This window comes from Candidatus Methylomirabilota bacterium, from assembly GCA_028870115.1.
Taxonomy (GTDB): Bacteria; Methylomirabilota; Methylomirabilia; order Methylomirabilales; family Methylomirabilaceae; genus Methylomirabilis.
The window spans coordinates 1-23,867 of the sequence record JAGWQH010000025.1 but is presented as its reverse complement, the minus strand read 5'-3'; the positions used below and the strand labels follow the sequence as shown (position 1 = coordinate 23,867).

Sequence of the window (23,867 nt, the reverse complement as noted above, 5' to 3'; positions counted from 1 at the left end):
GGAGCGGTGAACGCCATGCCTGATCCGGGACGACTTGAACTGGCGGAATTTTACTTCAAAGAAGGATATCGATTGCAGACGAGCGGCGATCTGAATGGCGCCATCGCGGCCTATAAGCGGTCTATCGAGCTGTACCCGACGGCTGAGGCGCATACCTTCCTGGGGTGGGCGTACAGCTTTCAGGGACAGATTGACGAGGCGATCAAGGAGTGCGAGGCCGCCATCTGGATCGATCCTGAGTTCGGTAATCCGTACAACGACATCGGTGTTTATCTGATTGAGAAGGGGGAATATGATGAGGCGATCCCGTGGCTTGAGAAGGCGATGGTAGCCAAGCGGTACGAACCTCGCCATTACCCCCACATGAATATGGGCCGTGTTCTTGTGCGGAAGGGGAGGTACGAAGAAGCGGTCAAAGAGCTTAAGAAGGCCCTGGAGATTGAGCCGAATTATACTGCGGCCCGCGTCGAGCTGCACAAGGTTCTCGGTCTGTTGAATTGACCGGCTGACCCCTTCTCGAGGCTCGCACCCATGTTATCGCAATGGTCGCTGCTGATGCTCCTGCTGGCGCTTGTCGGGGCGACGATCTCACTCGACAGGCAGACGCTTAGGAGCGACGCTCCGCGTTCGGATCTGCACATATCGTTCGTCGATAAAGCTCGACAGTATTTTACCGCCCCGGAGTTGGCTAGAGGACGGGTATACGCACGCGGACGATATCTGTTGTACGGTGTGCGAACAGCGTTGACCTTTGGCCTGTTCGGGCTCCTGACCTTGTGCCCGTTATCGGCAAAGATTCGCGATCTCAGCGTCTCGGTCGCCGGCGGACGTGTATGGCTGACTATCGGGGTTTTCGGCCTCTTACTGGCTCTGCTGTATCATGCGGTCATCTTTCCCGTCAGTCTGTACGGCAATTTCCTGCGCGAGCACACATTCGGTCTCTCTCGTCAGACGTTCGCTGCATGGGCGTGGGATTACATAAAAGGGACACTGATCAATGCAGTGATCCTGCTCCCGCTGCTGATTCTGCTCTATACGTTCATCCGAAGGGATCCCGTCCGTTGGTATCTGCCGGTATGGGTTGTCGTCGTCCTGGTGATGAGCCTGCTTGCCGAGCTGTCGCCGATCCTCCTTGATCCGCTGTTTCATACGTTCCGACCGGTACAGGATAAAGAGCTGGTAGAGCGAATTCGTGCGTTAACTGATCGGGCGGGCCTCACGGTAGGGCCGATCCTTGAGATGGATGCCAGCCGTAAGACCACGAAGACCAACGCCTACTTCACGGGGCTTGGCCGCGCGAGACGCATCGTTCTGTACGATACGCTGATCGCCAGTTCCACCCCTGAGGAGGTAGAGTTGGTCGTGGCGCATGAGCTGGGCCACTGGAGACGGCACCACATCTGGAAGGGGATAGCTATGAGCGCAGTCTCGGCGCTGGCGGCCATGTGGCTCATCGCTCGTCTTCTCAATGTCGCGGCCGACTCCGAACGTTTCGGTTTTATTCATCCGGCTGACCCCGTCTCGTTACCGTTCCTGCTGCTCCTCTTGCTCGTTCTCACCATTCTGACGACACCGATCCAGGTGGCTATTTCACGGTCCTTCGAACGCGAAGCCGACCTCGAATCGCTCCGTCTCACCGATAACCCCGAGGCCTTCATCGCTTCGGAAGTCAAACTTGCCAGGTCGAATCTCGCCGATATCGATCCGCCGCGAGCGATAGTCTGGCTCTTGTATACTCACCCTCCGGTTCTGGAGCGTATCGCCATGGCTGAGGCATTCCGAGCGGGACAGGGGCAGTGAAGAGGTACAATTGATGGCCGTCAGATCGTTCGGTCCTGTGATCTTCGTTCATGGTGGCGCAGGAAAGGTCGCGCCCGACCTGGTTGAGTTACGACGAGCGGGTATTCGAGCGGCCGCGCTGAATGGATGGCAGGCGCTCACAGCGGGAGGCTCCGCGGTAGAGGCCGTCGAGCAGGCCGTCAAGATGCTGGAGGACGATCCGGCCTTCAACGCCGGCCGTGGCGCCTGCCTGAATCGGGACGGAGAGATTGAGCTTGACGCCTCGATCATGGACGGCCGAGATCTGGCAGCCGGAGCCATCGGCGCCGTAAGGCGGATCGCCAATCCCGTGACGCTTGCGAGAGCCGTGATGGAGGCGGGGGGACCGGTCCTGCTTGTGGGCGAGGGGGCCCGGCAGTTCGCCGCAGCGGTTGGGATCAAGGAGTGCGGGGCCGACGCGCTCATCACGGAGCGACAGCGCGCCCGATGGGCTACCCTGCGAGGGGGGAACGCCGAGGGTGTCGGCACTGTCGGCGCCGTTGCCCTCGACCGGGCGGGCCACCTGGCCGCAGCCACCTCGACGGGCGGCCTGCCGCTCAAGGCGCCAGGCCGCGTGGGCGACTCCGCGCTGATCGGTTGCGGGACCTATGCCGACGATCAGCTCGGCGCGGTCAGTTGCACCGGCAATGGGGAGGCGATCATCAAGCTGGCGCTCGCAAAGACGGCCCTCGAATTTCTTGAGATGGGCGAAGAGCCGATGGCGGCAGCCAGACGCGCGGTCGGTGAATTGACGGCCAGGACCGGCGCCGAGGTCGGTATCATCCTGCTGGATCGATACGGCCGAATCGGCATTGCGAGGAATACCGCGCAGATGGCCTGCGCCTGCATCCGGAACGACAATGCCGATCCGGAACTCTTCGATTGAGCCGAACGGACGCAGAGGATGAAGAGAATAGCCGATAAGAAATATGAGGGGATGCTAGCGCGGTGGAGTGGAAACAGAACTCGCGTCTCCGTGGTATTCTTCTATGGGTCCCTGCTCCTGCTCCTCTATCTGACCTACCTCATCATCGTTCCTTTTGCGTCCCCGATTTTCTGGGCAGTCATTCTGGTTGTCGTCTTTCAACCGGCTTATCGCCGCCTGTTACACCGGCTTGATGGTAAGTCCGGGCTCGCAGCCCTCTTGCTGACGATTACGGTCATTGCTGCCGTGGTGATTCCGGCCATTCTCTGCGGATGGGTGCTGGCGCAAGAAGCGGTGAGCGTCTATCAGGCGGCGGAACGGGTCTATCGGCAGCAGGGACTCACAGGGATCGCGTCCCACCCGGCGGTGATGGCCGGTCGGGCCCTTTGGGATCGCGTGAGCCTGCCCTTCACGCGTCTGGGCTTCGATCTGAACGCGTTGCTGTTGAGCGGTTTGAGCGCGGTCAGCAGTTTCATTGTCGACAATCTGAAGGGGATCGCCATCAACCTGTTGAGCTTCACGGTCAATCTCTTTCTCGCCGTCTTTACTCTCTTCTTCCTGCTCAGAGATGGCGAGGCGATCGTTCGCAGCCTCCAGAGGCTCTTGCCACTTGAGCGCAAGCATGCCGAGGCGCTTTTTTCACGCCTCTACGAGGCTGTGTCGGCTGTCGTACGCGGCACCATCGTCACGGCCCTGGCGCAAGGCCTTCTCGGAGGAGTAGGGTATTGGCTCTTCGGCGTCCCGTACCCGGTTTTTCTCGGGCTGGCAACCGGCCTCTTCTCGCTGCTGCCGGTTGGCGGGTCCGGATTGATCTGGATCCCGGCAGCCATCTATCTGTTCCTGGAGGGAGGCTGGATTCGCGGTCTGTTGTTACTCGCCTGGTCGACGGCGGTCGTCAGTACCGCCGACAATGTGCTGAAACCGGCTCTCATCTCAGGCGGGACTAATCTCCCGACGCTCTTTCTGTTTTTCGGTATGCTTGGCGGTCTGCAGGTATTCGGCATTCTCGGGTTTATCCTGGGGCCCGTACTGCTTGTGACGCTCTCAACCTTTCTTGAAATCTACGCCGACATGTCGTCGCCTCCGGTCGACCAGACCCTCGGAGGCGGACAGAGCCAATGACGATCAAAAAACGGTTGTTCGAATGCTACCGATAGGGATAAGGGATCTCAGGACCTCAATAGGCTGGAGAAAATCGAGCAGGCCTGATCCACCACAGGGCCTGCTCCTTTGAAATTGCACGCGATCCCGATTAATAGCCGCGCGGTCTGCGACCGCCGCCACCACCACCGCTGCGAAATCCGCCTCCTCCGCCTCCGCGGCGAGGGGCCTGCTCTTTTGCCTCATTGACCGTCAGAGGTCGGCCGCCAACCTCTCGTCCGTTCAACGCCTGGATGGCAGCCTGAGCGTCGCTCTGGTTCTCCATTTCGACAAAGGCAAAGCCCCGCGGTCGTCCGGTATCGCGATCGGTAATGATCTTCACATCAGCCACCCGACGACCACCCTCTTCGAAAAGGGCGCGGAGCGCAGATGCGTCCGTATCAAACGGGAGATTGCCCACATACACTCGTGTCCCCATGCGCTTGGAACTCCTTTCGCCGGCGTACCGCCGACTTTTGACGGGTAGTTCGATTGATGCCGTCGCCATGGTCCCGCCTTCCATGGCCGGCTTCGTCCTCCCGGATCTCCCCGGAGGACTCAGAATTCCGACTGGTCGCGGCGAACCGCGCGAGCTGCCTGACGGCGAAGTCTGCGCGCAGCCTCACGAACCTTTCGGCGACGCTTCTCCCCTGGTTTCTCGTAATGCGCTCTTCGTTTCAGTTCCTTCAGGATTCCATCGCGCAAAACGAGCTTTTTAAAGAGCCGAATAGCCGATTCGACCCCTCGACCGTCTACTTTGACCTCGAGAGGGCGATGTCGAGTCCCTTTGTCGGACCTCGAACCCCCGCTCGTCTCCTCAGTGCCATCGTCAAGAGCCATTATCCCTCTTCATCACAGCATCGCTTTCCGCTGATATGATCAGGGTCTTAGAAACGGAAAAACCGCGAGCCCCTGGTCCTCGCGGTGCTTTCAGACTACGTAAACGAAGCCCTCAGACCAACAAACGTTTTACTATAAGCATCACCCGCGCATTTGTCAAGGATAATCAGCCACAGGATAATCAGTCAAAACCCTATCGAGACCTCAAGCAGTCCTTGCGCCCACCCTGATCCTGATGTATAAGAGGAGTGGAGAAGGCCAAACGGGTTGAGCGGCGCAAGCAGCAGCCCGGTCTAATGAAGGATGAATGAGGACGATGACATGCCGACTTCAGCCGCAGAACAATACATTAATTTCGCTTTTTATAAGGTCGACCTGGCCTGGCGACGGCTTCCGAAAGAAGAACGCGAGGCAAGTAAAAAGGAGTTCGGCGCCGCGATTGAGCAGTGGCGTGAACGGATGCTGCTGATCCCTTACTCGACCGTAGGACTCCGGCCGGACACCGATTTTATGCTCTGGCGAATCGGTAACTCGCTGAAGTTGTTGCAGGAGATGTCCAGACAGCTCAACGGGACGGTGCTCGGCTCCTACGTGGCCACGCCGTACTCATTCGTCGCCATGGCCAGGCGCTCGATCTATGTGGCCAAGCATCTGCATCCCGGCCAGGAGGGCCGTCGATCGACCATCATCCCCGGTGAACATCAGTACCTGTTCGTCTATCCGTTTGTCAAGCAACGGGACTGGTACCTGCTGCCGCTTGATCGGCGTCAGGAGATGATGAATGTCCATATTAAAGTGGGCCACAAGTTTCCATCGGTGAAACTGAACACTACCTACTCATTCGGCCTCGACGACCAGGAGTTTGTGGTGGCGTTTGAAAGTGATAGGCCGGCTGATTTTATGGAGCTTGTCATGGCGCTCCGCGAGACCGAAGCAAGCCGTTTTACCCTTCGTGATACGCCGATCTTTACCTGCATTCAAAAGACTATTCACGAGACCCTGGACGACTTGGGCTAGAGAACGGACGCATATGGAGACATCTCTCATCCGGATCGGACATAGTCCCGATCCGGATGATGCATTCATGTTTTACGCCCTGGCGAAGGAGCGACTCGATACAGGGCGATTTCGCTTCCAGCATGTCCTCGAAGCGATCGACACACTGAACAGTTGGGCGCTGGCAGGCAAACTGGAGGTGACGGCGCTCTCGGTTCATGCCTACACCTATGTAGCCGATCGCTACATACTGTTACCCCATGGCGCCAGCATCGGACGGAACTACGGGCCGATCGTGGTGGCGAAGCGAGGACTTGATCCTGCCGAGCTCCGCGGCAAGCGAATTGCCGTCCCCGGTAGACTCACGACGGCATTCCTCGTGCTGCGATTGTACCTCGGTGAGTTCCAGGCCATTGAGGTCCCCTTCGACCAGGTGTTCGATGCCATCGAGAGCGGCGAGGCGGATGCCGCACTTGTCATTCACGAAGGCCAGCTTACGTTCGACGCCCGCGGCTTTACCAGGCTAGTCGATCTTGGAACGTGGTGGCACCAGCAGACCGCGCTGCCACTGCCCCTTGGGGCCAACGCCATCCGTAAGGATCTGGGTGAGCCCTGTTGCCTGGAAGTCTCGAGATATCTCCAGGCCAGTATCGACTATGGCTTGGCTCACCGACAGGAGGCGCTCCAGTATGCCATGCAGTTTGGCCGCGGTATGGAGGCGGCGCTGGCCGACCGGTTCGTCGACATGTATGTCAATGAGGACACTCGCGCCTGGAACCAGGAAAGCAGACGGGGTCTCGAACATCTCCTGAATTTAGCATGGCAGCAAGGGGTGATCACCACGCGAATCCACCCGGAGTTCCTTCCAGGTTAAGCCGCTCTCCACTCCTCTCGTTTCTTCACATCTATCCTCGATTCAATCCGTCCTATAATTATTGACTCGCTGCACGCCTCAGTTATACAGCTTTCCATTGTACATCTACGTTATCCGATAATAATATCTTCGCAAATAATATAATGTGATGTTGTTTGATCGTATCTAGCATTCTATTTGCATATATTTATGTGTTTAATTATCTAATATGAATTAAAACATATTTTTTGATATGTTATGCCTACTTAAATAGGTAATAGACATCATTTTGATGCTTACTCGTACAGGCTTTACTACACCATATTACACTCAACTCAACACGATCAACGCTGGAAGGCTGTGTTCCAAATTCGGACAGGGCTAACCAGCCATCCCCCGTCCTCCAGATTGGAGGTCGGGCTACGCAGAGAGAGGAGGCAACATGAATAATGCAAGCGTTCAGACAATCTACCGCAATCCAGTCAAGGAGGTGTACAACTACATCGAGAAGCAACGGACAAGGCGACAGAGCAACCGGGTCCTGCACGCCCATCCCTCCCCGCTCTTCTGGCTGGAGCGGGATGTGCCAATGAAGGAGGTGATGATCGAGCGAAGAGTCGCAAACGCAGCCATACCAAAGCGACTCAACCTGTATGTCGGCACCCCATACTGCCTTCCCACCAACCCCGAACGATGCGGCTACTGCCTATTTCCAAGCGAGGTGTACCAGGGTCAGCATCAACTGGATACGTACTTGAAGTACCTGGAGTCGGAAGGGCGACGGTATCAACAATTCTTCGAAGGGGAGGAACCCGCCAGTATCTATTTTGGGGGAGGAACATCGAACCTGTATAAGCCGGATGATTACCATAGGCTTATGGAGGTCGTGAGAGGAGTCTTCCCAACCATTCCCCAAGGTATCGAAATCACAATGGAAGGGATTCCTCAGCTTTTTACCAGGGAGAAGCTCGCGGCGATGAAGACAGCCGGGGTCAATCGGATCAGCATGGGAGTGCAGCAACTCGATGATGAGATGATCAAGCTGAGCGGGCGGAAGCAGAAGGCCAAGCACGCTTTTCAGACTCTCCAGTGGTGTGAGGAACTGGGACTCCGAAGCAGTGTCGATCTGATCTTCGGGTGGCCGCGACAGACGATGGCGTTGATGCTGAAGGACCTGGAGGCGATCGTTCGCGCAGGCGTCCGACACATCACTCATTACGAACTCAACGTGGCCGGTCGGACCGATTTCGCGCGCCATCGGCGGGATGAGATCCCTTCGACCGAGCAGAACCTCGAGATGTATCACACGTCCAAGCAGTTCCTCGAGAGCCATGGATACCGACAGATGACCGCCTACGACTGGGAGAAACCGGCTGCTGACCTACCGGACGACCTTCAGTTTGAAGAGCACATGCGTCGATTCTTCACATACGACAAGGAGCAAGGGATCATCGGATATGACATGTGGGGTTGGGGGTTCGCCGGTGTATCGTACTTCCTTGGGACCCCTGAGATGCCTGGTTGGACCTATATGAACTCTCTTAAGGTCGGAGACTATTTCGGTAGACTTGACGAGAGTCGATTTCCGATTGAGCGTGGATTCCGATACACAGCGAAGGATCTTCGGATCGCCTGGCTCTTTCAGTCGCTTCAGGGAATGAGTGCGGACCTGCACCTGTACAAAAGGATCTTCGGTCGGGATCTGCTTGAAGAGTATGCCGATATCTGGCAGGCGCTCGCCGAGAAACGATGGGTCGAGATCGATCACGAGAAGGTGACGTTGGTGGGCGATGGGGTCTTCTACACTCCCTTGATCCAGGGTTTGCTCGCGCATGAGCGGACAGAGGAAATGAGAAAGGGCAAAACCTCAGCACCGCGCATCCAAGAGGATGTGCTGCCATTGGTACAGCAACTGCCCGCGAATACAGCCACCCGACGAGAACGGATCACAGAAGAATCCATCCCCAGCACGGAACTGATGGCTGAATCCGAAAGCGTCGCTTCTGATTTCCGGCTCATGACACCGCGGCGACGCGAATCGGTCGAACTCACATGGCATCGGGAGCTGACCAGCGACAGCGTTGAACTCTCACTGCTGAGGATTTACGGCGAGGTCTGGTACGAATCTCCCGTCCTTCTCTCTCACGGGACATTTTCAAACGCCCAGACTTGCACGAGGCTAGCCACATATCTTGCCGAAAACGGCTTTGACTGCTGGATCCTGGAGCTCAGAGGTCACGGTCGAAGCGAGGTTGGACCGGTTCACCCGGATTTCGAGCAGTTCAGTGAGCTTGACGTACCGGCAGCGCTCCGCGCAGTACGACAAAGGACACAGAACAAGCAGCTCTTCTGGATCGGGCACAGCGGAGGTGGCCTTGTGCCCCTGATGCACCTGGCGCGTCATCCTGAAGCGTGCGCACAGGTCAAGGGGATCGTAACGCTGGCCAGCCAGGCAACGGATGCGGGGGTCACCTGGTCAGGCTGGGCGAAGATTGCCCTGAGCGCAGTGGGGAACAATCTCATCGGATACGCGCCAGGGCCATTGTTCAAGCTGGGACCGGAGAACGAATTCCGTGGCGTGATGAACCAGTGGTTCCGCTGGAATTGGAATGGTCGATGGACCGGAACAGATGGTTTCGACTACCTCGAGGGGCTCGGAAGGATTGAGGTCCCCGCTCTCTGCTTCGCCGGAGGAGGCGACCGGTTCATTGCCCCTCATCAGGGGTGTCGCCGGCTCTACAATGCATTAGGGGGCCTGGATAAGCAAATGGTGTTCTGCGCCAAATCCGAAGGATACGGAGAGGATTACAGTCATGCGCGGATCATCACGAGTCGTCGGGCCCAGCAGGAGATCTGGCCCATCATCTCAGAATGGCTTGTCAAGCGGGCCAATTGACACAACGTGGTAAAGATCTAGCAGAGTGTGCACTATCCCGACACTCTGCTAGATCTTTTCGCGAAGCTCCAATCCCTCCGCGACGAGCGCCATCACCTCGGTGACCTGGAACGGCTTGCTCAAGACCAAATCGACTCCAGCCTCCTTGAGCTTCCCCCGGTCAAGCGTAAGCCCCCACCCGGTAATGAGACCAATGGGGGTACGAGGGGCTATGCTCTTTATGGCCGATGCCACTTCCCAACCCGTGCACTCGGGCATACCCAAGTCTGTAAGGACAAGATCGAAGCTCACCTGCTGGAAAAGATGAATCCCTTCCCGCCCACCCCCTGCTTGAACGACCGTATGCCCGGCCGCCTGAAGGAGTTCGAAGAGAAGTTCGCGGATCATTTCATCATCGTCAATCACCAGGATTCGTCCCGGCTTATGAGTAGACGGCACCGGTTTGAGCTGTGGGGTTGATCCACACTCGGAGGAAATCGGCAGCTTGACCAACACGGTGGTACCCTGCCCGGGTTGGCTCTGCACATAGATCTGGCCATGGTGTACTCTGATGATTCCATGCGACACGTTCAAGCCAAGCCCGGTCCCCTTGACCCCCTTCGTGGTAAAGAAAGGATCGAACACCTTGGTCTTCACGTCGTCGGTCATTCCGATCCCCGTGTCCGACACGCTTGCGCAGACCCACTCTTCAATCTCTTCGGTCTTCAATGTAAGCTTGCCTCCGTTTGGCATCGCCTCCACAGCGTTGAAGATGAGATTAGTCAGGACCTCCCGAAGTTCCGAGATATTGCCCATCACATGGGAGATCTTACCGTAGCTGGTTGCAATCTCGATGGTCGTTCCGGCGAGATTGGCTTCGTCTTTCCACTTGACTTCGGTGATGGCCAGGACGTCTTTGACCACCTGGTTGAGATCCACAGGGAAGAACTCTTCATCTCGCCGTTGGCGGGTAAAATGTTGCAGGCGGCGAACCATGTTGGCCCCGTCCAGCGCCGCCTTTTCAATCGCTTCGAGACCTCGCGTTGCCTCCGCCTCCTGGACTGCCCGACGCAATATTTGAGCTCGCCCCAGGATTGCGCCCAGCACGTTGTTAAAGTTATGGGCGACTCCAGACGCCATCTCGCCTAGGGCTCGGAGCCTTTCTGCCCGAAGAAGCTGCTGCTCTAATTGCTTCCGTTCTGTGACATCCCGCGCGATCCCATGCCAGCCCGTCATCTGGCCTGTGACATCCCGAATGGTCACCATTCCAATCTCGAACGGAACTAATACGGAATCCTCTTTCTTCACCATATCAAGCTCGCAGAAGCCGAATGGGTCATTACCCTTGGCCGCCCTGGCAAAGATCTCCAGGATCTGGCGCTGGCTTATGGACGTGAGGATGTCGGTAAAGTAGCGACCCAACAGCTCTTCAGGCGTGTAGCCGAGTATTGCCCTTACCCCAGGGTTCACGTACGTAAATCGACCTTCAGCGTCCAGCGCGTAGATTATGTCGCGAACATGCTCGGCCAGCAGTCGATACTTCTCCTCTGAGGCCCTGGCAGCCTGAGCATGCGTTCGGGCTTCTTCAAAAAGTTTGGCGTTCTCGATGGCGACCGCAGTCTGGCGAGCGATGGCATCCACCAACCGCACCTCTTCTTTGGTAAAGTGGTGCTCCTCTGTCCACCAGGTGGCGAAGAGACCGCCGACGATCTTATTTTTTGCCAGCATCGGTACAAAAAGAGCTGATTTACAGGAAAAAGCATGAAATACGGAGTGGTCGACTCTACTCTCCCTGCTGGTATCGCTCGTATATACGGCCCCCTTTGTACTTAACGCTTCTTCGATAAATCGAAATCCCTTTACTGGAATCGGTGTCCGTTTGAGCCGGTCTAAGAGATGCTTGGGCAGACGATAACCGGCAAACGGGAGGAGCTGTCTGCCATCGCTGTCTAACAGATAGGCGCCGGCAGTATCGGCCGAGAGGACGCGGGCGACTGCTCGCGCGATGCGTCGGATAGCCTCCTGCAGATCGAGGGTAGAATTGACGGAGTAACTCACCTCGAGCAGCGTCTGCGTCTCTTTGAGTCTGACCTGTGTCTCACCGATCAGGCTGGCATTCTCCAACGCCGCACTCAACTGACTCGCGACAGCCTGGAGGAACAGCCGTTCAATGTTGGAGAAGGACGCAGACCCCGCCTTGGCGAGATTCAGCACACCGATCGGCCGATCCTGCGCGAAGAGGGGCACGCACGCATGAGCGCCGGCTGGCGACTCGGATAAGGCTGGCTGCGGACAATGATCGATGATGCTAAACTTGGGGGGTGGATCGGCGCCGGTAAGGAAGCGGCAACAGGGGCAGTCCGGGCAGTCAACGGTAGGAGCTGTAGAAACCTCCTTGCCGGCATGTCTGACGGCCGCAAGATAGACCGAATCCTGTGGTAACTTGGTGGCGGCAGGCCAGTTCACGTGGTCCGGGAGACCGCGGGTCAGGCAGATCCAGCCAAGGACCGCGTCGTCGACCACCTTCAGGACCTCTCCCAGAACGGTTCCGAGGAGTTGGTCGGGGGCGGCGGACCGCATTGCCGACGAACTGCCGATCACAGCGGCGAGACTCTTAATCAGTCGTTCCATCGTTTCCTAACATGGATATGGCATAATACCGTATATAAAATGTCTCTAACTAAATTTAAATCATAACTCAGTACTATGTCAAGTAATAAACTACTGTTAGCCATTATCGACTACTCTGGAAACAATATATGGCAACTGGTCGATTTTCATATGCGTTTCGCCACAAGACGATCTTTTTGCATGACGGGCACGATGTCGGTCAGATCCGTTTGCGCGCAGATCTCCAGGTCCGCCCCAAAGCCTTTTTGAATGATGTCTCTTCCCCATTCGCAAACTCGGAGCATCCCAAGCAGGTCGTTTCGATAGGTTGCGAAGAGTTGGTGGACGGCCCTGGCGGAATCGCTGAGCTCACACGCGCGTTCAGAGATGCTGAGTACGCGATCGATCAACATCCCGCTGCCTACAGCGTCTTCCAGACAGAAACGGCCATGTTGGCCCGCGCACACAATAAGGATGTCGAGGCCGGTATCTGTGAGCCGGCGCGCGGCTGCGGATACGTTCAGGAATGAGCAGGCGATTATTGCCTGAGCCCCTGGGACAACCTGGAACGCGCGGGTCCCGTTGGTTGTCGTCAGGACAACGACCTTACCCTTGACCCGATCTCGCCCATATTCGGCCGGAGAATTTCCAAGTTCAAAGCCTACTGCCCTATCTGCTTCCCGTTCTCCAGCAAGCAAAACGCCTCCGCCCAGCCTCTTCGCCACGGCCCCGGCCTCGCTCAGCGTCCGCACAGGGATGACACCAGCACAACCGTGGTGCAGCGCCATGGTAATGGTCGTGGTGGCTCGTATCACGTCGATCACGGCCACTGCTCGACCGGAGGCGAACCGACAGGTCGGATCCAATCGACTGAATGCCACGTCGATGATCACGATAGTTCTCCCAGCCCGGTAATCTCACGAGCGCCCTGCACCGAATCCATTGACACCCCTCTGAATACCTGCTATGAACGGGCGGCCATCATCCTTCGGCAGGAAGGTTCCGGACAATGGGTGCGAGATTTTCGTCGGATCAAAAGCGAACCATAGCCACGCTGAGCGCCGCCATCGCGATTCGGATGCTCGGCATCTTTCTCGTGCTTCCCGTCTTTACGCTCTATGGGGAGCAATTTACCAGCTCAAAACCGCTGATCGGTCTTGCCTTCGGTAGCTATGGGCTGGCCAATGCCCTGCTTCAGATCCCGTTCGGCTGGCTGTCCGACCGATTTGGCCGAAAACCGCTCTTGCTCATCGGCCTCACGCTTCACAGCGTGGGCTCCATCCTGGCCGCCGTCCCTCCCAACATCTTCGCCCTCATCGCCGCGCGCCTGATCCAAGGGACCGGCGCCGTCAGCTCTGTCGCATTCGCCATGGTGGCCGATTCGGTCGACGAGAAGAACCGCGCGACCGCGATGGCCTTCCTTGGGATCTCCATTGGCCTCTCCTTCGTCGGCGGTATCCTGGCTGGACCGTTAATCGCCAGCCTCACCGGTTATGCGTCCCTCTTCTGGCTATCCGGCCTTCTGAGCCTGGTCGCATCCATCTACCTGGCACTGGCCGTCAAGGAGCCGCCAAGGGAGCCGGGAACGGCTGACGTCTCTGGCGACCGGCCATCGATCGCTTCGGTGTTTAAGATCGCTGCCATCATCAAGCTGGGTGTCTGTGGATTCCTCATGTCGTTCTTCATGAGCAGCTTCTTCTTCTACTTTCCCTTGCTGGCTCGCCGACACCTGCCCCTGCAAAGCTATTACCTCTTGCTTGGCCCGATGGTCCTCGTCGCTGCCGTCGTAATGTTTGCGGCCTCCAGGGCGGCCGACCTGGGCCGGGCAAAATCGATGGGCGTGTTGGCCTTCGTTGTTCTTGCGATCAGTGGGTGGCTGCTCTTTCGAGGGGCTGACCTTGGGCTCCAAGCCCACCCGCTCATAGTCCTCACTGTTGCCGGCATACTCTTCTTTGCCGGCTACACCAGCCTTCAACCGATCCTCCCCAGCCTCATCACCAAAGCGTCACCGAAGACCGTGTACGGGGCAGCGCTGGGGATATTCAGTTCGCTGCAATTTCTCGGCAGTTTCGCGGGCGGAGCGGCTGCGGGATTGCTCGGCACTGTGGGGACGGATTTCGTGATGGCAGCACTGCTGGCAATCGCAGCGTCAGGCGTCATACTGATGGCCCAGGTAAAGCTCGTATGACCTGGCAGTATCGGCTGACGAGAATGCCTCACGTATGCGCCAACCGCCCCATAAGTCCGGCTAGCGGATGAATCCTTCTTCGCGCTCTCTTTTGACCGCCTCGCGAATTTCGAGGCTCCTGCGAAGATAGCAAGGGCGGCAGACACTCCGGACAATATCTGAGGTTGGCCCTTCCGCAAGGAGAAAGGTTCCCTGGAGTGTGATTCCCTTGCCGCAAAGGAAGCAGTGACGGAGCATCTCCTTCATGTTCTCCTCGATCGGCGGCCTCTATTCGAGCCTGAGATCACAGAGCACCGGGACGATTTCCCTTGACAGTCTTTCCCCGGTCCGCTTAAATCATTCGCGTTGATACGCTTACCGATGTGGGGCTGTGGCGCAGTTGGGAGCGCGCCTGACTGGCAGTCAGGAGGCCACGGGTTCGAATCCCGTCAGCTCCACCATTGATTTTCTCCAGCATTACGCCTGGTTCACCGATCGTAGCCGAGAGGCTGTGATCGGCGTCTTTGTGCTCGGCACCAGGCGTTCGTCGCGCCTCTACCCTATCGTACAATCTTGCTGAACCCCACTCGACTTCTATTGGCATTAAGGAACTCAGCCGTCACGCCCTGCACCATGCGAGCGAGCCTCCTCCTCGGCTTTTTCTGCCTGGCGACGCCTCGATGCCTTGCGAATCGGGACCATGATCCCAATGATGAGGCCGACGGGAATCGCAAGAAGCAAGGCTAAGCTCTGGATATTCGCTGCCGTCCCAGTATCTCCCTCAGATGCCATCATCCAAATCGGTGCGAGGACAAATCCTCCGATGAGGCCGACGATGAATCCTCCGGATACCCCCACGATCGCTCCCATGAGGCATTTTCTGACAAGCATGGCGTCATCACCCTCCCCCGGTATGGCTCCCGGTTGCGGATAAACTGCAGATCCACGTCTCAGGGTGCCATGTTTTGCCGCGTTTTGTAAGGCTATGTCTCGGAACAGGTTGAATCTACAAAGGGTTCATTCCCCGCGGCTTGCCGCGAGTCCGTCATACCGACGGAAGCCGGTATCCAGAAGGCCCGATGTGATCGGCGTCTTTTTGCTCGGTGCCAGTTCTGGTGTAGTGAGTCATAAATACCTTTATGGGCCGTTCGTGGTGAGCTTGTCGAACCACGGATGGAACATATTGAAAACATGACCCTTCGACAAGCTCAGGGTGAACGGTAAACACGCGACACGAGTTGCTTCCGACTCCCTATCGTCCGACCTTACCGGACCCGGTCCGGCTTCCGTCCGTGTTGAAGAACTCCGCCGTCCCGCCTTGCACCTTCCCGTACCCGACATGCTTGCCGCCGGCATCGTAAAACTCAATGGTCTGCGAGGGCGCACTACCGGGAGGGACCTGTTCAGGGTTCACATGCCACCGCCCTTCGGCCACGTCACGGAGCGCTTGATCGCGCCATTGCGCGAATCCACAGCCGGAGAGCAGGTAGACCAGGAACATCAACGCCACGAGGAGTCCCATGATCAGCCAGGCGCGGCCGTGACGGCGCGTCGGAATGGACGGCTCCCCTCCCTCCTGGGGCATGGACACATCCCGCCGATAGCCCAGGCCGGTTCCGGGGATGCCAACCTGAATTCGCGCCCGCTTGGGATTCACGGAGAGCTTCGCGCCTGGAGGGCCGACACTGAGCCCCAGGCCGGACTTAGACAGGTTCAGCGAGAGGAATTTCCCGAGCCGAAGCCGCTTACGAAACAAGAAGCCCATTCTCGCCCCCTTCACGGTTGTGGATAGGTTGCAGATTCACGTTTCAGCATGCTATGTTTTGCCGTGATCTGCAAGACTAAGTAAAGGGCTACTCCTTCTCAAAACCCTGGCTATCGAATTTCAGCGTGCGGCAATTCTCGGTCACAGTACGCACCACGTGGTCCGGTGCGCCGGACGGAATGTCCGCCTCGATCTCCAGGGTGACTTTCACATTCGCTCCCACAATTCCGGCGAGGTGGGCAACAACCTCGTCCGCAATGCGCCCGGCATCCCGTCCGACTCGCTTGGAGTCCAGAGTCGCAGCTCCATGGAAACGTGTCGGGGCCGACGGTGTCGCGGGTGGCTGCGTGTCTCCGCCTGTCGTGCCGGTTGTCGGGGCGGTTCCGCCTCCCGGTCCGCCGGTTGGAAGTATCGTTCCCCCTCCTGGCGTCGGCGCTTCAGCGGCAAGCTGACGTTGTGCAGGCTCCGGCTTCACGAGTAGGCCGATGGGATTGTCGCCGTCAATCCAGAGTTGACGACCGGCCTGAAGACCTCGATACCGGCCGGCCGTTTCGTCGAAGCTCTCGGCGTAGGCAAACGAGTCCTGCGACCAGGTCAGAAGCCCAAGACCTCCACGAACCGCTTCGACAAGGACGCCGGTGTCCCGCAGTCTGGGCAGGTACAGGTAGCGGGCAAAGTCCTCGGTAAGTTGCTGGATCGACACATGATCGTCCCTCCACAAGGGGACCTGATCGAGTTCCAGCCGCAGTCGGCTGGCGGCGAGCCCCGATATAAGGAGTTCGTCATTGCGGAGTTTCTTGCTGGCGCGCACGGCCAGCGCGTCCTGTCCGGTGAGGCGAAACGCCTGCCATTCGACGTTGGTGTGCGGGTTCGCTTGTGTAGGAACGATGAGCCACTGGTACGTCTCCGACAGACGGGCAGCGACGGCACTATGGGCGCTCTCTTTCCGGGACACGGCCTGCTTGGTCTGATGCGGATCGAGGTTCAGAGTCTCAGCTTCATCCACGATGGAACACCACGCCAGGTACTGGCGGACGGCCTCGTCCAGGTCTTGAAGTCGGGTCTTGTCCGCCGCCAGGAAAACCAACGTGTTCCGGTAGATTCGCGGGGCCATCCCACGATTCTGTAAGAACTCATGGGCGGCGGCAAGCGCCGGGCTGGCCGTATCCTTGGCATGAGGGTGCTCGATCCCGAACACCACCAGCCGCGCGTCCTTGTCATCCGCCACATCGCTCGATGTTCGCGCCAGGGGGTGAACCCGGCTAAAGTCACCTTTCTTCTGGAGGTCGTTCCGCACCCAGCGCCCGACCTCGCCCGCTACGGCATCAGGATCACCTTTCAGTTGCTCGGCCCGGTCGTCGGCCAACTTCGTCACCGTCGGCTGGGTCGAGTACCAGTAGCGGACCGAATCTTGATAAAGGAACGTCGCCGCCGCGCTTAACCGTCGCAGCGCGTCGCCGAAGATCGCGGACGCTTCGCCGGGCATCACGCACCCGAGCTTAATCCGCCGGTCGTCTATGCCCTTGTTCGTCGCCTTGGCCGTGGGGGCGGAGCCGAGATAAATCGTCCGCGCTACCCGTCGGCATGCGGAATACTTGCCGAGATTCGGGGCCTCGCCGTCGACGCGCAACGGCAGCGAATTGGGGCCGTCCACGTCCTTTTCGATGACCGGAACCCAGTTGTCCGATAGGTAGCGAGACGTCAGTTCAGGCAGGACGCGATGATCGTCAATGGGGATGCTTGACGGTAGAATCAGTGGAGAGCGGTCGCCGCGCTCCCAGAGCGCATGGATCACCGATGCCATGAGTCGCAGGACACCGCGTGTTCTTTGGAACTTCGCCAAGGATGACCAGTCGCTGTACAGACGGTCGAACACCTCGGGATGAATGGGATATGCGGCTTTGAGGCGCGCCTCATACTCGGTCTCGTGACATTCCAGCGGAAACTCCTGTGACTGTGTCCGATAGAGGTCAAAGAACGCCTTAGCCACAAGATCTCGCGCGACAAACTGTTCGCGATCCACCAAGGGTTCAAACAAACGCCGACGCACAATTTCAAATCCTTCTTCCGCGCTGGCAGGCCGCCACGACGACTCCACGCGACCGACCGCATTGTGGAGTCGGTCCAGCGCAGTACGACCACGCTCGCCGCCGACCTCGATATCTTCCGTCTGAGTGTGTGGTGAGCCTCCTGTGTCGGACGCCGGAAGACTGATAACAAGCAAACACCATTTGGCGGCTTTTGCTGACTCGGTCAGCGCCTGGGCAAAAGTAAAGTGGGTCTCGAAGCTGCCACCTGGAAGATCGCCCTGGTCGTGCAGTTGTCGCGCATAGGCCACCCACTCGTCAATCAGGATCAGGCAGGGCGCGTACTCGTTGAACAGCACCCGCATCACATCGCCGGGGCTGGTCGCCCTCTCGTCATCCGCCGCTACCCGCTGAAACGCCCGCTTCGCCTCTTTGACCCCGCCGCGCGCGAAGCCGAGTTGCCAGGCCATCTCCCCCCATAAGGTGTGGACCACCGTGCCGTCCGGTTTCGTCACCGGATTACCGGGGGAAATCTTGTTGCCCACCAGCACCACGCGGTTGACCTTCGGCAGATCTTCCACGTCGGCGGTCTTGAGGATACCGTCCACTCCGAGCAGGTCGCTATGCGGCGTGCCGGAGAACATGTGGTACAGCGCCAGCATCGAGTGCGTCTTGCCGCCGCCGAAATTGGTCTGGAGCTGGACGACCGGATCGCCCCCCGTACCGGTCAACCGTTGTGCGGCCCCGGCGAGTAGCCCGGTCAGGCTTTCGGTCAGGTACGTGCGCCGGAAGAACTCGATCGGCTTCCGGTATTCGTCGGAACCCTCGCCAAGATGAACCTGCCACAGGTCGGCGGCGAACTCGGCCTGCTGGTACTTGCCGCTCGCCACATCCTTGTGCGGGTGGACAACCTCCCGCCACGGTTTGAGTCTCGCCTGCGCCTGGGTTTCGATGGTCGTCCCGGCCGCTTTGCGCCTCTCCGTGCGGACCTGCTCGTCAAAGCGGACCCGGAGCAGTTCCATCTTCATCTTCTCAACGTCGTTCGCTTCCGGCGCGGACACGGCGGTCAGCAGTCGGGCCGCGCTGTCCAGGGCGCGATAGGCGTCGTCCGTGCTGAATGGCCGTTGATGCGCCCAGCGGTTGCGCACCTCGCGGAGTTCGCTGACAAGTGTCCGCTCCGCTTGGCCCAGGGTCTTACGAAAGACGCTGTTCCACTGATTCCACATCGTGACGAGGATGGCGGCGGCGTCCCACTGCGGCTTGTCCGGCGTGCCCAGCAGTTGAAGCTGAGAATCCGCCAGCGATCGCTTGGTCTCCGCGAACCAGTCGGGAACGTCGGTCGTTTTGAGTTCCCGCTCGACGAACGGACAAAGCCCTGCCGTCAGGAGTTCCAACATCTTGCCGACACGTTCATGGTTGGTAATCGCCATTGCTACCTCTCAATTCCAAGCATGTAGTGAGTGCAGCTCGCGCATATTCAAAGTGCGCTGGGTGTCTAAGTGTCAATAAGTTGCCCCATTTTCAAGCTCATATGGATGTCGGCAGTTTGCGTCTTTCGCAGGTCACAGCGTGGCCCCTTTGGCGCGTTTCTGACCCCTTGGACCAGCCTTGGCGTGCTCCGAATCTGGCCCCTTTGGCCCCTTTGTGGCCCCTTTGCCCATGGAGTAGAAAGTTCCCTTTCCTGTAGTTCCCACTCGCCTCAGAATTCCCTTGCGAACGAGTTCCGAAAGCTCGCGATGAGCCGTGCGCTTGGACACTCCAACTCGATCCTGGACCTCAGTATTCGCTACGCGCCCGGACGCCTTCACAATCGCCACAACTTGCCTCTGTCGCGCTGTCAGGCCGAGTTTCTCTAACACTTCCTCCGTCAACCAGTCCCGCCAGACCACCGTGACGAACCGCTCGCCGTCGCTCCGAAACTCCGGCTCCGGCAGGCCCGCCTCCGCGCAGAGCCGGATCATGTCCAGCGTTCCTGTCCCCGCACGTTCGATATAGTGCGCCAGAAAAAGCGGCTCGCAGATCAGGCGGTTGCGCGGCACCGACGGATGAGGATCTCGAAGCTGATCCAGTGTCAAGTCCTCCGGCAAGCTACCCGGATTCCAGACCTCGATCCGATCGGCGAAGACCATCGCCTGAACCCCGGACTTCGACGCGTAGTTGCGGTGAGCTACCGCGTTGACGACGGCTTCGCGTACCACGCGGAACGGCACCTCATAACTCACGTTGCCGGCGACAGTTCTCTCGCTCGGTGTCACGGTTCGCCGAATCCGATCCATGACGAAGTCCACCGCCTTGTCCACCACCTCGAACAACGACCCGCGATAGACCTGCTGGCTTGGGATGGGCTTGGCGATCTCCATGCCGTGAAAATGCAGACACGTTGCTTCTGCGGAATGGATGAAACGCTCCGGCGTATCGCAGAAAAGCAGGATAGCCCCGCGTGTCGGCTTTCCCTTGGTGAGCAGATTGAGATGTGCCAGCGCTTCCTTGGGCGAGGTGGCGGGCGCGAGCGCATAATCCCGCTCCGTTCGCGCCTTCTCGATAAACCACCGTACCTTGCGCGGCGAGATGTCGCGCATCGTCGCGCCCTCGCACGGCGCGGCATCGAAATCCTTCGCGGCAACGAATCCGCGCTCTTGAAGATACTGAATCAAACTTCCGTACAACAGCCGCAACAGTTCCGGAGTATCCTCGAAACGCCGCCGCACCAACTCATCGCCAGTCCTGCGGATCAGCGCCGCCATCTTCGGCTCGCGCCGGGAATCGTCCCGCCCCTTCACCAGGATCAGCTGTCGCTTGCGCAGTCGGCTGGCCAGCATGAACTCCTGTTCGGTCGCCGACACCCCGTCCGCGCCCGGTCTGCCATACGTGTTCCCAAAGAGGCCCAGATAGATCGGACTGGCCTTGACTTGTTCCAGATACACATCATCAGCCCGCCGATCAGTCGGCGGAAGGTCCTCAAACAGGAATACGCGGAAGAACTGACGAAGTAGGTCATTTCCATGCACGAAATCGCGTACAGCCACACGCTCCGCCGCCAACTCCTTCTGCGCGCTGTTGAGAAATATCTGCTCCATGCTCATAGAAGCTCGCCCTGTTCCGCTCGTGGCTTGTCGCCTTCGCGGGCAAGGCGAGTGATCTCAGGCCAGCTCTGGACGAGGCTGTTGTAGGAAAGCGCCTCTGCCGCGCGCTTCTTGCGCTCACACAAGGTGTAGAGCCGATAGGCCAGCTCGCGGGCGACCTCGGCCTTTGCGCCGAGCTTGGCGACGAGCGCTGCCGTCGCGCCTTCGCCGCCGGCTTCGAGCGATCGGATTAATTGATGCACCATCTCCCATGCCGTGAGTCGCAGATCGGTCGTCGGGTCCCTGCCTGCGCCGTGCTTGGCGCGGCAGGCAGGCCAGTTGGCGGGCAGTTCGTCGGGCTTCAGTAACCGCACCTTGCCGCGACTCGACGCCAGGATGCCCGCCTCGACCATACCGGCCACGCTGGTATTCTTGGCCTTGGAGAGGGTCTCGGCTACACCGTACTCGCCCTCGGCGAAGCCCGACTGTTCAAACCACGCCAGCGCCCAGCGGCTGTCGGCGTCGAAGTCGCCCTCCTGCTCGGCCAGCGCCTCGTCGAGGGTCTGGTTGATGAGCGCCAGCGCCTCACGCACCGAGAGCGTCTTGCCTTCGGCGTCGAGCACCTTGGCGTAGCGCGTGTAGACCGCCATGCCCGGGCCGATGGCCGCCTGCGCCAGGTCCACCGGGGCGATGTTGCCCCGCTGCAGGTGCGTGAGCGCCTTGGGCAGCTCGGCCTTGAGCACGGTGATGAACTCGCGTCGCGTCGCGGTAGGCGCATTAGCCACGCGCGGGCGGCAGACGAGAATGATGCTGGAGGCGAGGGCGTTTCGTTTGGTCTTCAAGTTGCCGGTGTACTCCGTGCGCATCGGCCAGGTACCGCTGATGCCGAAGCCAGCGCGGATCACTGCTTCCAGGAAGGTATCCCAGCCAGTACTTGCGGTGCCTTCCTCGACATCAGTCTCGGCCTGCCGGAAGGCGTAATAGATGGTGACAGGGAAGGCCGGATGCGACAGTTCGGCCAGACGGTGCATCACTTGCGTCATGCCGCTGAGGAAGAACGCCTCGGCGCCGGCCTTGTCATCGTGGCGGTACGCGAAGGCAACCAGTTCCTCGGCTTTCGGCGCGACGAGAGTTGCAAAGAGACTTGGGAACACCGATTTCAGCGACCGACGTAGCCACACATAGAAGAAATCTGAGAGGTCCGCGTACGGGACGTTGTCGAAGTAGGGTGGATCGGTGGAGACAACCTTATCAGCGCTTATGGCCTGAGTTGCAGCGTCTGCTTGTAGCCCCAATCCATGCTGCCCTACACCAAGCGCTTGAATCATTTCCGCTGCCTGTTCCACGCCAAGCAGGATGTTGCCTGTCGAACCACTCAGGGGATTGGCCTCCGCATAGTCAAAGACCATCGGAATGGCTTGCCGCCCGAATGTGGAGACGATCCCGTCCCGAGTGATGTGCCACGCACAAACTGATGACCCGTAGTTGGCGCCCTTGTCGACTGCGAACGCGAGGTACACTCCGACAGCATTGGCGTACGCCGTGGCTCCAGTGCCGCCGGCGTCTAGGAGCTTGTCCTCTGCGCGCAAGGCGGCGGCAAGGGCGTCACGCTTCACCCGCTCGCGCGCTTCCTGGACCAGGTCGGAGAAGGTCGTCAGCGCCACGATCTGGCGATCGGTGAAGAGCTGGTCGAAACGATCCATGCCGTAGGGCTTCACGCCGAGGTACTGAGTGCTTCCTGAAATCGTGACCTCCGGCCTCCACTCCGCCTTCGCTTGGCGCGCGACGGCTTCCATCGCATCGGTGGGCGGTAGATAGACTCTGCCGCGCACGCCTTCGGCGACGATGGCCATCAGCCGCGCGCCCATGCACCCGGCCTTACCCTCGGCCTTGATGTAGTTACCTTCGATCGGCGTCCCCGACATCAGGCAGCGGAAGTTCGCGCCACGCGAAAGCTTGGTGCCGTTCTTCGCCTTCTCCGCATCCTTCGGCTTGCCCACCTTCACCGTGAAGCGGTAGCCGCCGCCCTCGATCACCGGCTCGACGTACGCCTCCTTGCCCGCCTTGGTGGAGAGCATGAAGGTCGAGGCGAGCGGCACGTCCACCTGCGCGAAGGCCGGGTTCGGGCTCTTCACCGTGCGCGCCCAGACCCAAGCGATCACGGTGAGTTCTTTTCCAGCGTAGGGGATCAGGTCTGGCCGCTCGGCGAAGAAATCCCCCCCATCCCCCCTTTGCGAAAGAGGGGAACGAGGGGGGATTTTGACCTTCGGGTAGAGGTGGCCGATGCGCTTCTCGGCCTCGTCGCGCATCCACTGGCCATAGTAGCGCACGTCCTCGGCGAGGCCCTGCGCGCCGCGCCACTCGCGCGCGAGCAGCGTCTTCTCCTTACGCGCCTCGGGGTTCACCGGCGGCTTCCCTGCGAACTTCGGCGGGATCTCGATCATCGCCTTGTTGATCAGCACCGCCACCGGGTTCAGGTCACTAGCGTACGCCTCCAGGCCAAGCCGCTGCGCCTCTAGCGGCAGCGCCCCGCCGCCGGCGAAGGGGTCGTGGAAGGCGGGCAGCTTCTTGCGGTCGAACAGCTCCTTCGACCGCGGATGGTCGGCGTTTTCCGCGCAGGCGCGCCGCCAGCTCGACCAGATCTCGTCGCGCGCCGCCTGCAGCACCTTTTCGTTGGTGGTGTTTTCCCACAGCACCAGGCTCTCGATGATGCGAAAGAGCCGCTGGCGCTCGATGTCGGCCAGCATCTCGTCCAGCGTTGGCTCCGGTCCGGGCTCCGGCACGGCGAG

Annotated in this window: 17 protein-coding genes and 1 tRNA gene; 9 read left to right on the top strand and 9 right to left on the bottom strand. The window is 59.2% G+C overall.

Features of this window, described 5'->3' with window-relative positions:
- The first annotated feature begins 15 nt into the window (after positions 1–15).
- From KGL31_01985 to KGL31_01970, 4 genes are read left to right on the top strand one after another with little or no spacing between them, the layout of a single operon-like run.
- Entirely contained in the window at positions 16–501 is a 486-nt protein-coding gene (locus KGL31_01985) for a tetratricopeptide repeat protein (protein ID MDE2320675.1), read from the top strand.
- A gap of 30 nt (positions 502–531) precedes the next feature.
- Entirely contained in the window at positions 532–1,800 is a 1,269-nt protein-coding gene (locus KGL31_01980) for a M48 family metallopeptidase (protein ID MDE2320674.1), read from the top strand.
- A 13-nt stretch (positions 1,801–1,813) separates the two neighbouring features.
- Positions 1,814–2,704 carry an isoaspartyl peptidase/L-asparaginase gene (locus tag KGL31_01975; protein ID MDE2320673.1) on the top strand — a complete coding sequence of 297 codons (891 nt, stop codon included), beginning with the start codon at positions 1,814–1,816 and terminating at the stop codon, positions 2,702–2,704.
- A gap of 51 nt (positions 2,705–2,755) precedes the next feature.
- Positions 2,756–3,865 (top strand): AI-2E family transporter, encoded by a 1,110-nt coding sequence (locus KGL31_01970; GenBank protein ID MDE2320672.1) that lies wholly within the window; start codon positions 2,756–2,758, stop codon positions 3,863–3,865.
- A 130-nt stretch (positions 3,866–3,995) separates the two neighbouring features.
- Here the strand turns inward: KGL31_01970 and KGL31_01965 are convergent, their stop codons facing one another.
- Positions 3,996–4,406 (bottom strand): RNA-binding protein, encoded by a 411-nt coding sequence (locus KGL31_01965; GenBank protein ID MDE2320671.1) that lies wholly within the window; start codon positions 4,404–4,406, stop codon positions 3,996–3,998.
- Between the two features lie 35 nt (positions 4,407–4,441).
- Positions 4,442–4,723 carry a 30S ribosomal protein S21 gene (gene rpsU / locus KGL31_01960; GenBank protein ID MDE2320670.1) on the bottom strand — a complete coding sequence of 94 codons (282 nt, stop codon included), beginning with the start codon at positions 4,721–4,723 and terminating at the stop codon, positions 4,442–4,444.
- A gap of 321 nt (positions 4,724–5,044) precedes the next feature.
- Here rpsU and KGL31_01955 point away from each other — a divergent pair, with 321 nt between their 5' ends.
- The 3 genes from KGL31_01955 to KGL31_01945 all read left to right on the top strand — a co-directional run bounded on the left by KGL31_01955 (position 5,045) and on the right by KGL31_01945 (position 9,468).
- On the top strand, positions 5,045–5,740 hold the full coding sequence (locus tag KGL31_01955; protein MDE2320669.1) for a chlorite dismutase family protein: 696 nt from the start codon (positions 5,045–5,047) through the stop codon (positions 5,738–5,740).
- Positions 5,741–5,753: 13 nt separating this feature from the next.
- On the top strand, positions 5,754–6,593 hold the full coding sequence (locus KGL31_01950) for an ABC transporter substrate-binding protein (GenBank protein MDE2320668.1): 840 nt from the start codon (positions 5,754–5,756) through the stop codon (positions 6,591–6,593).
- A gap of 421 nt (positions 6,594–7,014) precedes the next feature.
- Complete coding sequence (locus tag KGL31_01945) at positions 7,015–9,468, top strand: alpha/beta fold hydrolase (protein MDE2320667.1); 2,454 nt, start codon at positions 7,015–7,017, stop codon at positions 9,466–9,468.
- Between the two features lie 48 nt (positions 9,469–9,516).
- Here KGL31_01945 and KGL31_01940 read toward each other — a convergent pair whose 3' ends face one another.
- Complete coding sequence (locus KGL31_01940; protein ID MDE2320666.1) at positions 9,517–12,078, bottom strand: GAF domain-containing protein; 2,562 nt, start codon at positions 12,076–12,078, stop codon at positions 9,517–9,519.
- A gap of 146 nt (positions 12,079–12,224) precedes the next feature.
- On the bottom strand, positions 12,225–12,950 hold the full coding sequence (locus KGL31_01935; protein ID MDE2320665.1) for a 2-phosphosulfolactate phosphatase: 726 nt from the start codon (positions 12,948–12,950) through the stop codon (positions 12,225–12,227).
- Between the two features lie 116 nt (positions 12,951–13,066).
- Here KGL31_01935 and KGL31_01930 point away from each other — a divergent pair, with 116 nt between their 5' ends.
- Together KGL31_01930 and KGL31_01925 are read left to right on the top strand one after the other, a co-directional pair.
- Positions 13,067–14,245 (top strand): MFS transporter, encoded by a 1,179-nt coding sequence (locus KGL31_01930; GenBank protein MDE2320664.1) that lies wholly within the window; start codon positions 13,067–13,069, stop codon positions 14,243–14,245.
- Positions 14,246–14,609: 364 nt separating this feature from the next.
- Positions 14,610–14,685, top strand: a tRNA-Ala gene (locus tag KGL31_01925).
- A 151-nt stretch (positions 14,686–14,836) separates the two neighbouring features.
- Here KGL31_01925 and KGL31_01920 read toward each other — a convergent pair.
- The 5 genes from KGL31_01920 to KGL31_01900 all read right to left on the bottom strand — a co-directional run.
- On the bottom strand, positions 14,837–15,115 hold the full coding sequence (locus KGL31_01920) for a hypothetical protein (protein MDE2320663.1): 279 nt from the start codon (positions 15,113–15,115) through the stop codon (positions 14,837–14,839).
- Between the two features lie 361 nt (positions 15,116–15,476).
- A complete protein-coding gene (locus KGL31_01915) occupies positions 15,477–15,989 on the bottom strand; it encodes a DUF4236 domain-containing protein (protein MDE2320662.1) in 513 nt (170 codons plus the stop codon).
- An 88-nt stretch (positions 15,990–16,077) separates the two neighbouring features.
- Positions 16,078–19,446, bottom strand: a complete 3,369-nt coding sequence (locus KGL31_01910; GenBank protein MDE2320661.1) for a DUF499 domain-containing protein — start codon at positions 19,444–19,446, stop codon at positions 16,078–16,080.
- Positions 19,447–19,578: 132 nt separating this feature from the next.
- Complete coding sequence (locus KGL31_01905) at positions 19,579–21,093, bottom strand: DUF4062 domain-containing protein (GenBank protein MDE2320660.1); 1,515 nt, start codon at positions 21,091–21,093, stop codon at positions 19,579–19,581.
- Positions 21,094–21,095: 2 nt separating this feature from the next.
- A partial coding sequence (locus KGL31_01900; protein ID MDE2320659.1) for a DUF1156 domain-containing protein occupies positions 21,096–23,867 on the bottom strand: 2,772 nt, incomplete at its 5' end.

Coding starts and splice junctions, on each gene's coding strand:
- KGL31_01985 (MDE2320675.1), top strand. CDS start 16: ATGCCTGATCCGGGACGACTTGAACTGGCGGAATTTTACTTCAAAGAA.
- KGL31_01980 (MDE2320674.1), top strand. CDS start 532: ATGTTATCGCAATGGTCGCTGCTGATGCTCCTGCTGGCGCTTGTCGGG.
- KGL31_01975 (MDE2320673.1), top strand. CDS start 1,814: ATGGCCGTCAGATCGTTCGGTCCTGTGATCTTCGTTCATGGTGGCGCA.
- KGL31_01970 (MDE2320672.1), top strand. CDS start 2,756: ATGCTAGCGCGGTGGAGTGGAAACAGAACTCGCGTCTCCGTGGTATTC.
- KGL31_01965 (MDE2320671.1), bottom strand. CDS start 4,406: ATGGAAGGCGGGACCATGGCGACGGCATCAATCGAACTACCCGTCAAA.
- rpsU (MDE2320670.1), bottom strand. CDS start 4,723: ATGGCTCTTGACGATGGCACTGAGGAGACGAGCGGGGGTTCGAGGTCC.
- KGL31_01955 (MDE2320669.1), top strand. CDS start 5,045: ATGCCGACTTCAGCCGCAGAACAATACATTAATTTCGCTTTTTATAAG.
- KGL31_01950 (MDE2320668.1), top strand. CDS start 5,754: ATGGAGACATCTCTCATCCGGATCGGACATAGTCCCGATCCGGATGAT.
- KGL31_01945 (MDE2320667.1), top strand. CDS start 7,015: ATGAATAATGCAAGCGTTCAGACAATCTACCGCAATCCAGTCAAGGAG.
- KGL31_01940 (MDE2320666.1), bottom strand. CDS start 12,078: ATGGAACGACTGATTAAGAGTCTCGCCGCTGTGATCGGCAGTTCGTCG.
- KGL31_01930 (MDE2320664.1), top strand. CDS start 13,067: ATGGGTGCGAGATTTTCGTCGGATCAAAAGCGAACCATAGCCACGCTG.
- KGL31_01920 (MDE2320663.1), bottom strand. CDS start 15,115: ATGCTTGTCAGAAAATGCCTCATGGGAGCGATCGTGGGGGTATCCGGA.
- KGL31_01915 (MDE2320662.1), bottom strand. CDS start 15,989: ATGGGCTTCTTGTTTCGTAAGCGGCTTCGGCTCGGGAAATTCCTCTCG.
- KGL31_01910 (MDE2320661.1), bottom strand. CDS start 19,446: ATGGCGATTACCAACCATGAACGTGTCGGCAAGATGTTGGAACTCCTG.
- KGL31_01905 (MDE2320660.1), bottom strand. CDS start 21,093: ATGGAGCAGATATTTCTCAACAGCGCGCAGAAGGAGTTGGCGGCGGAG.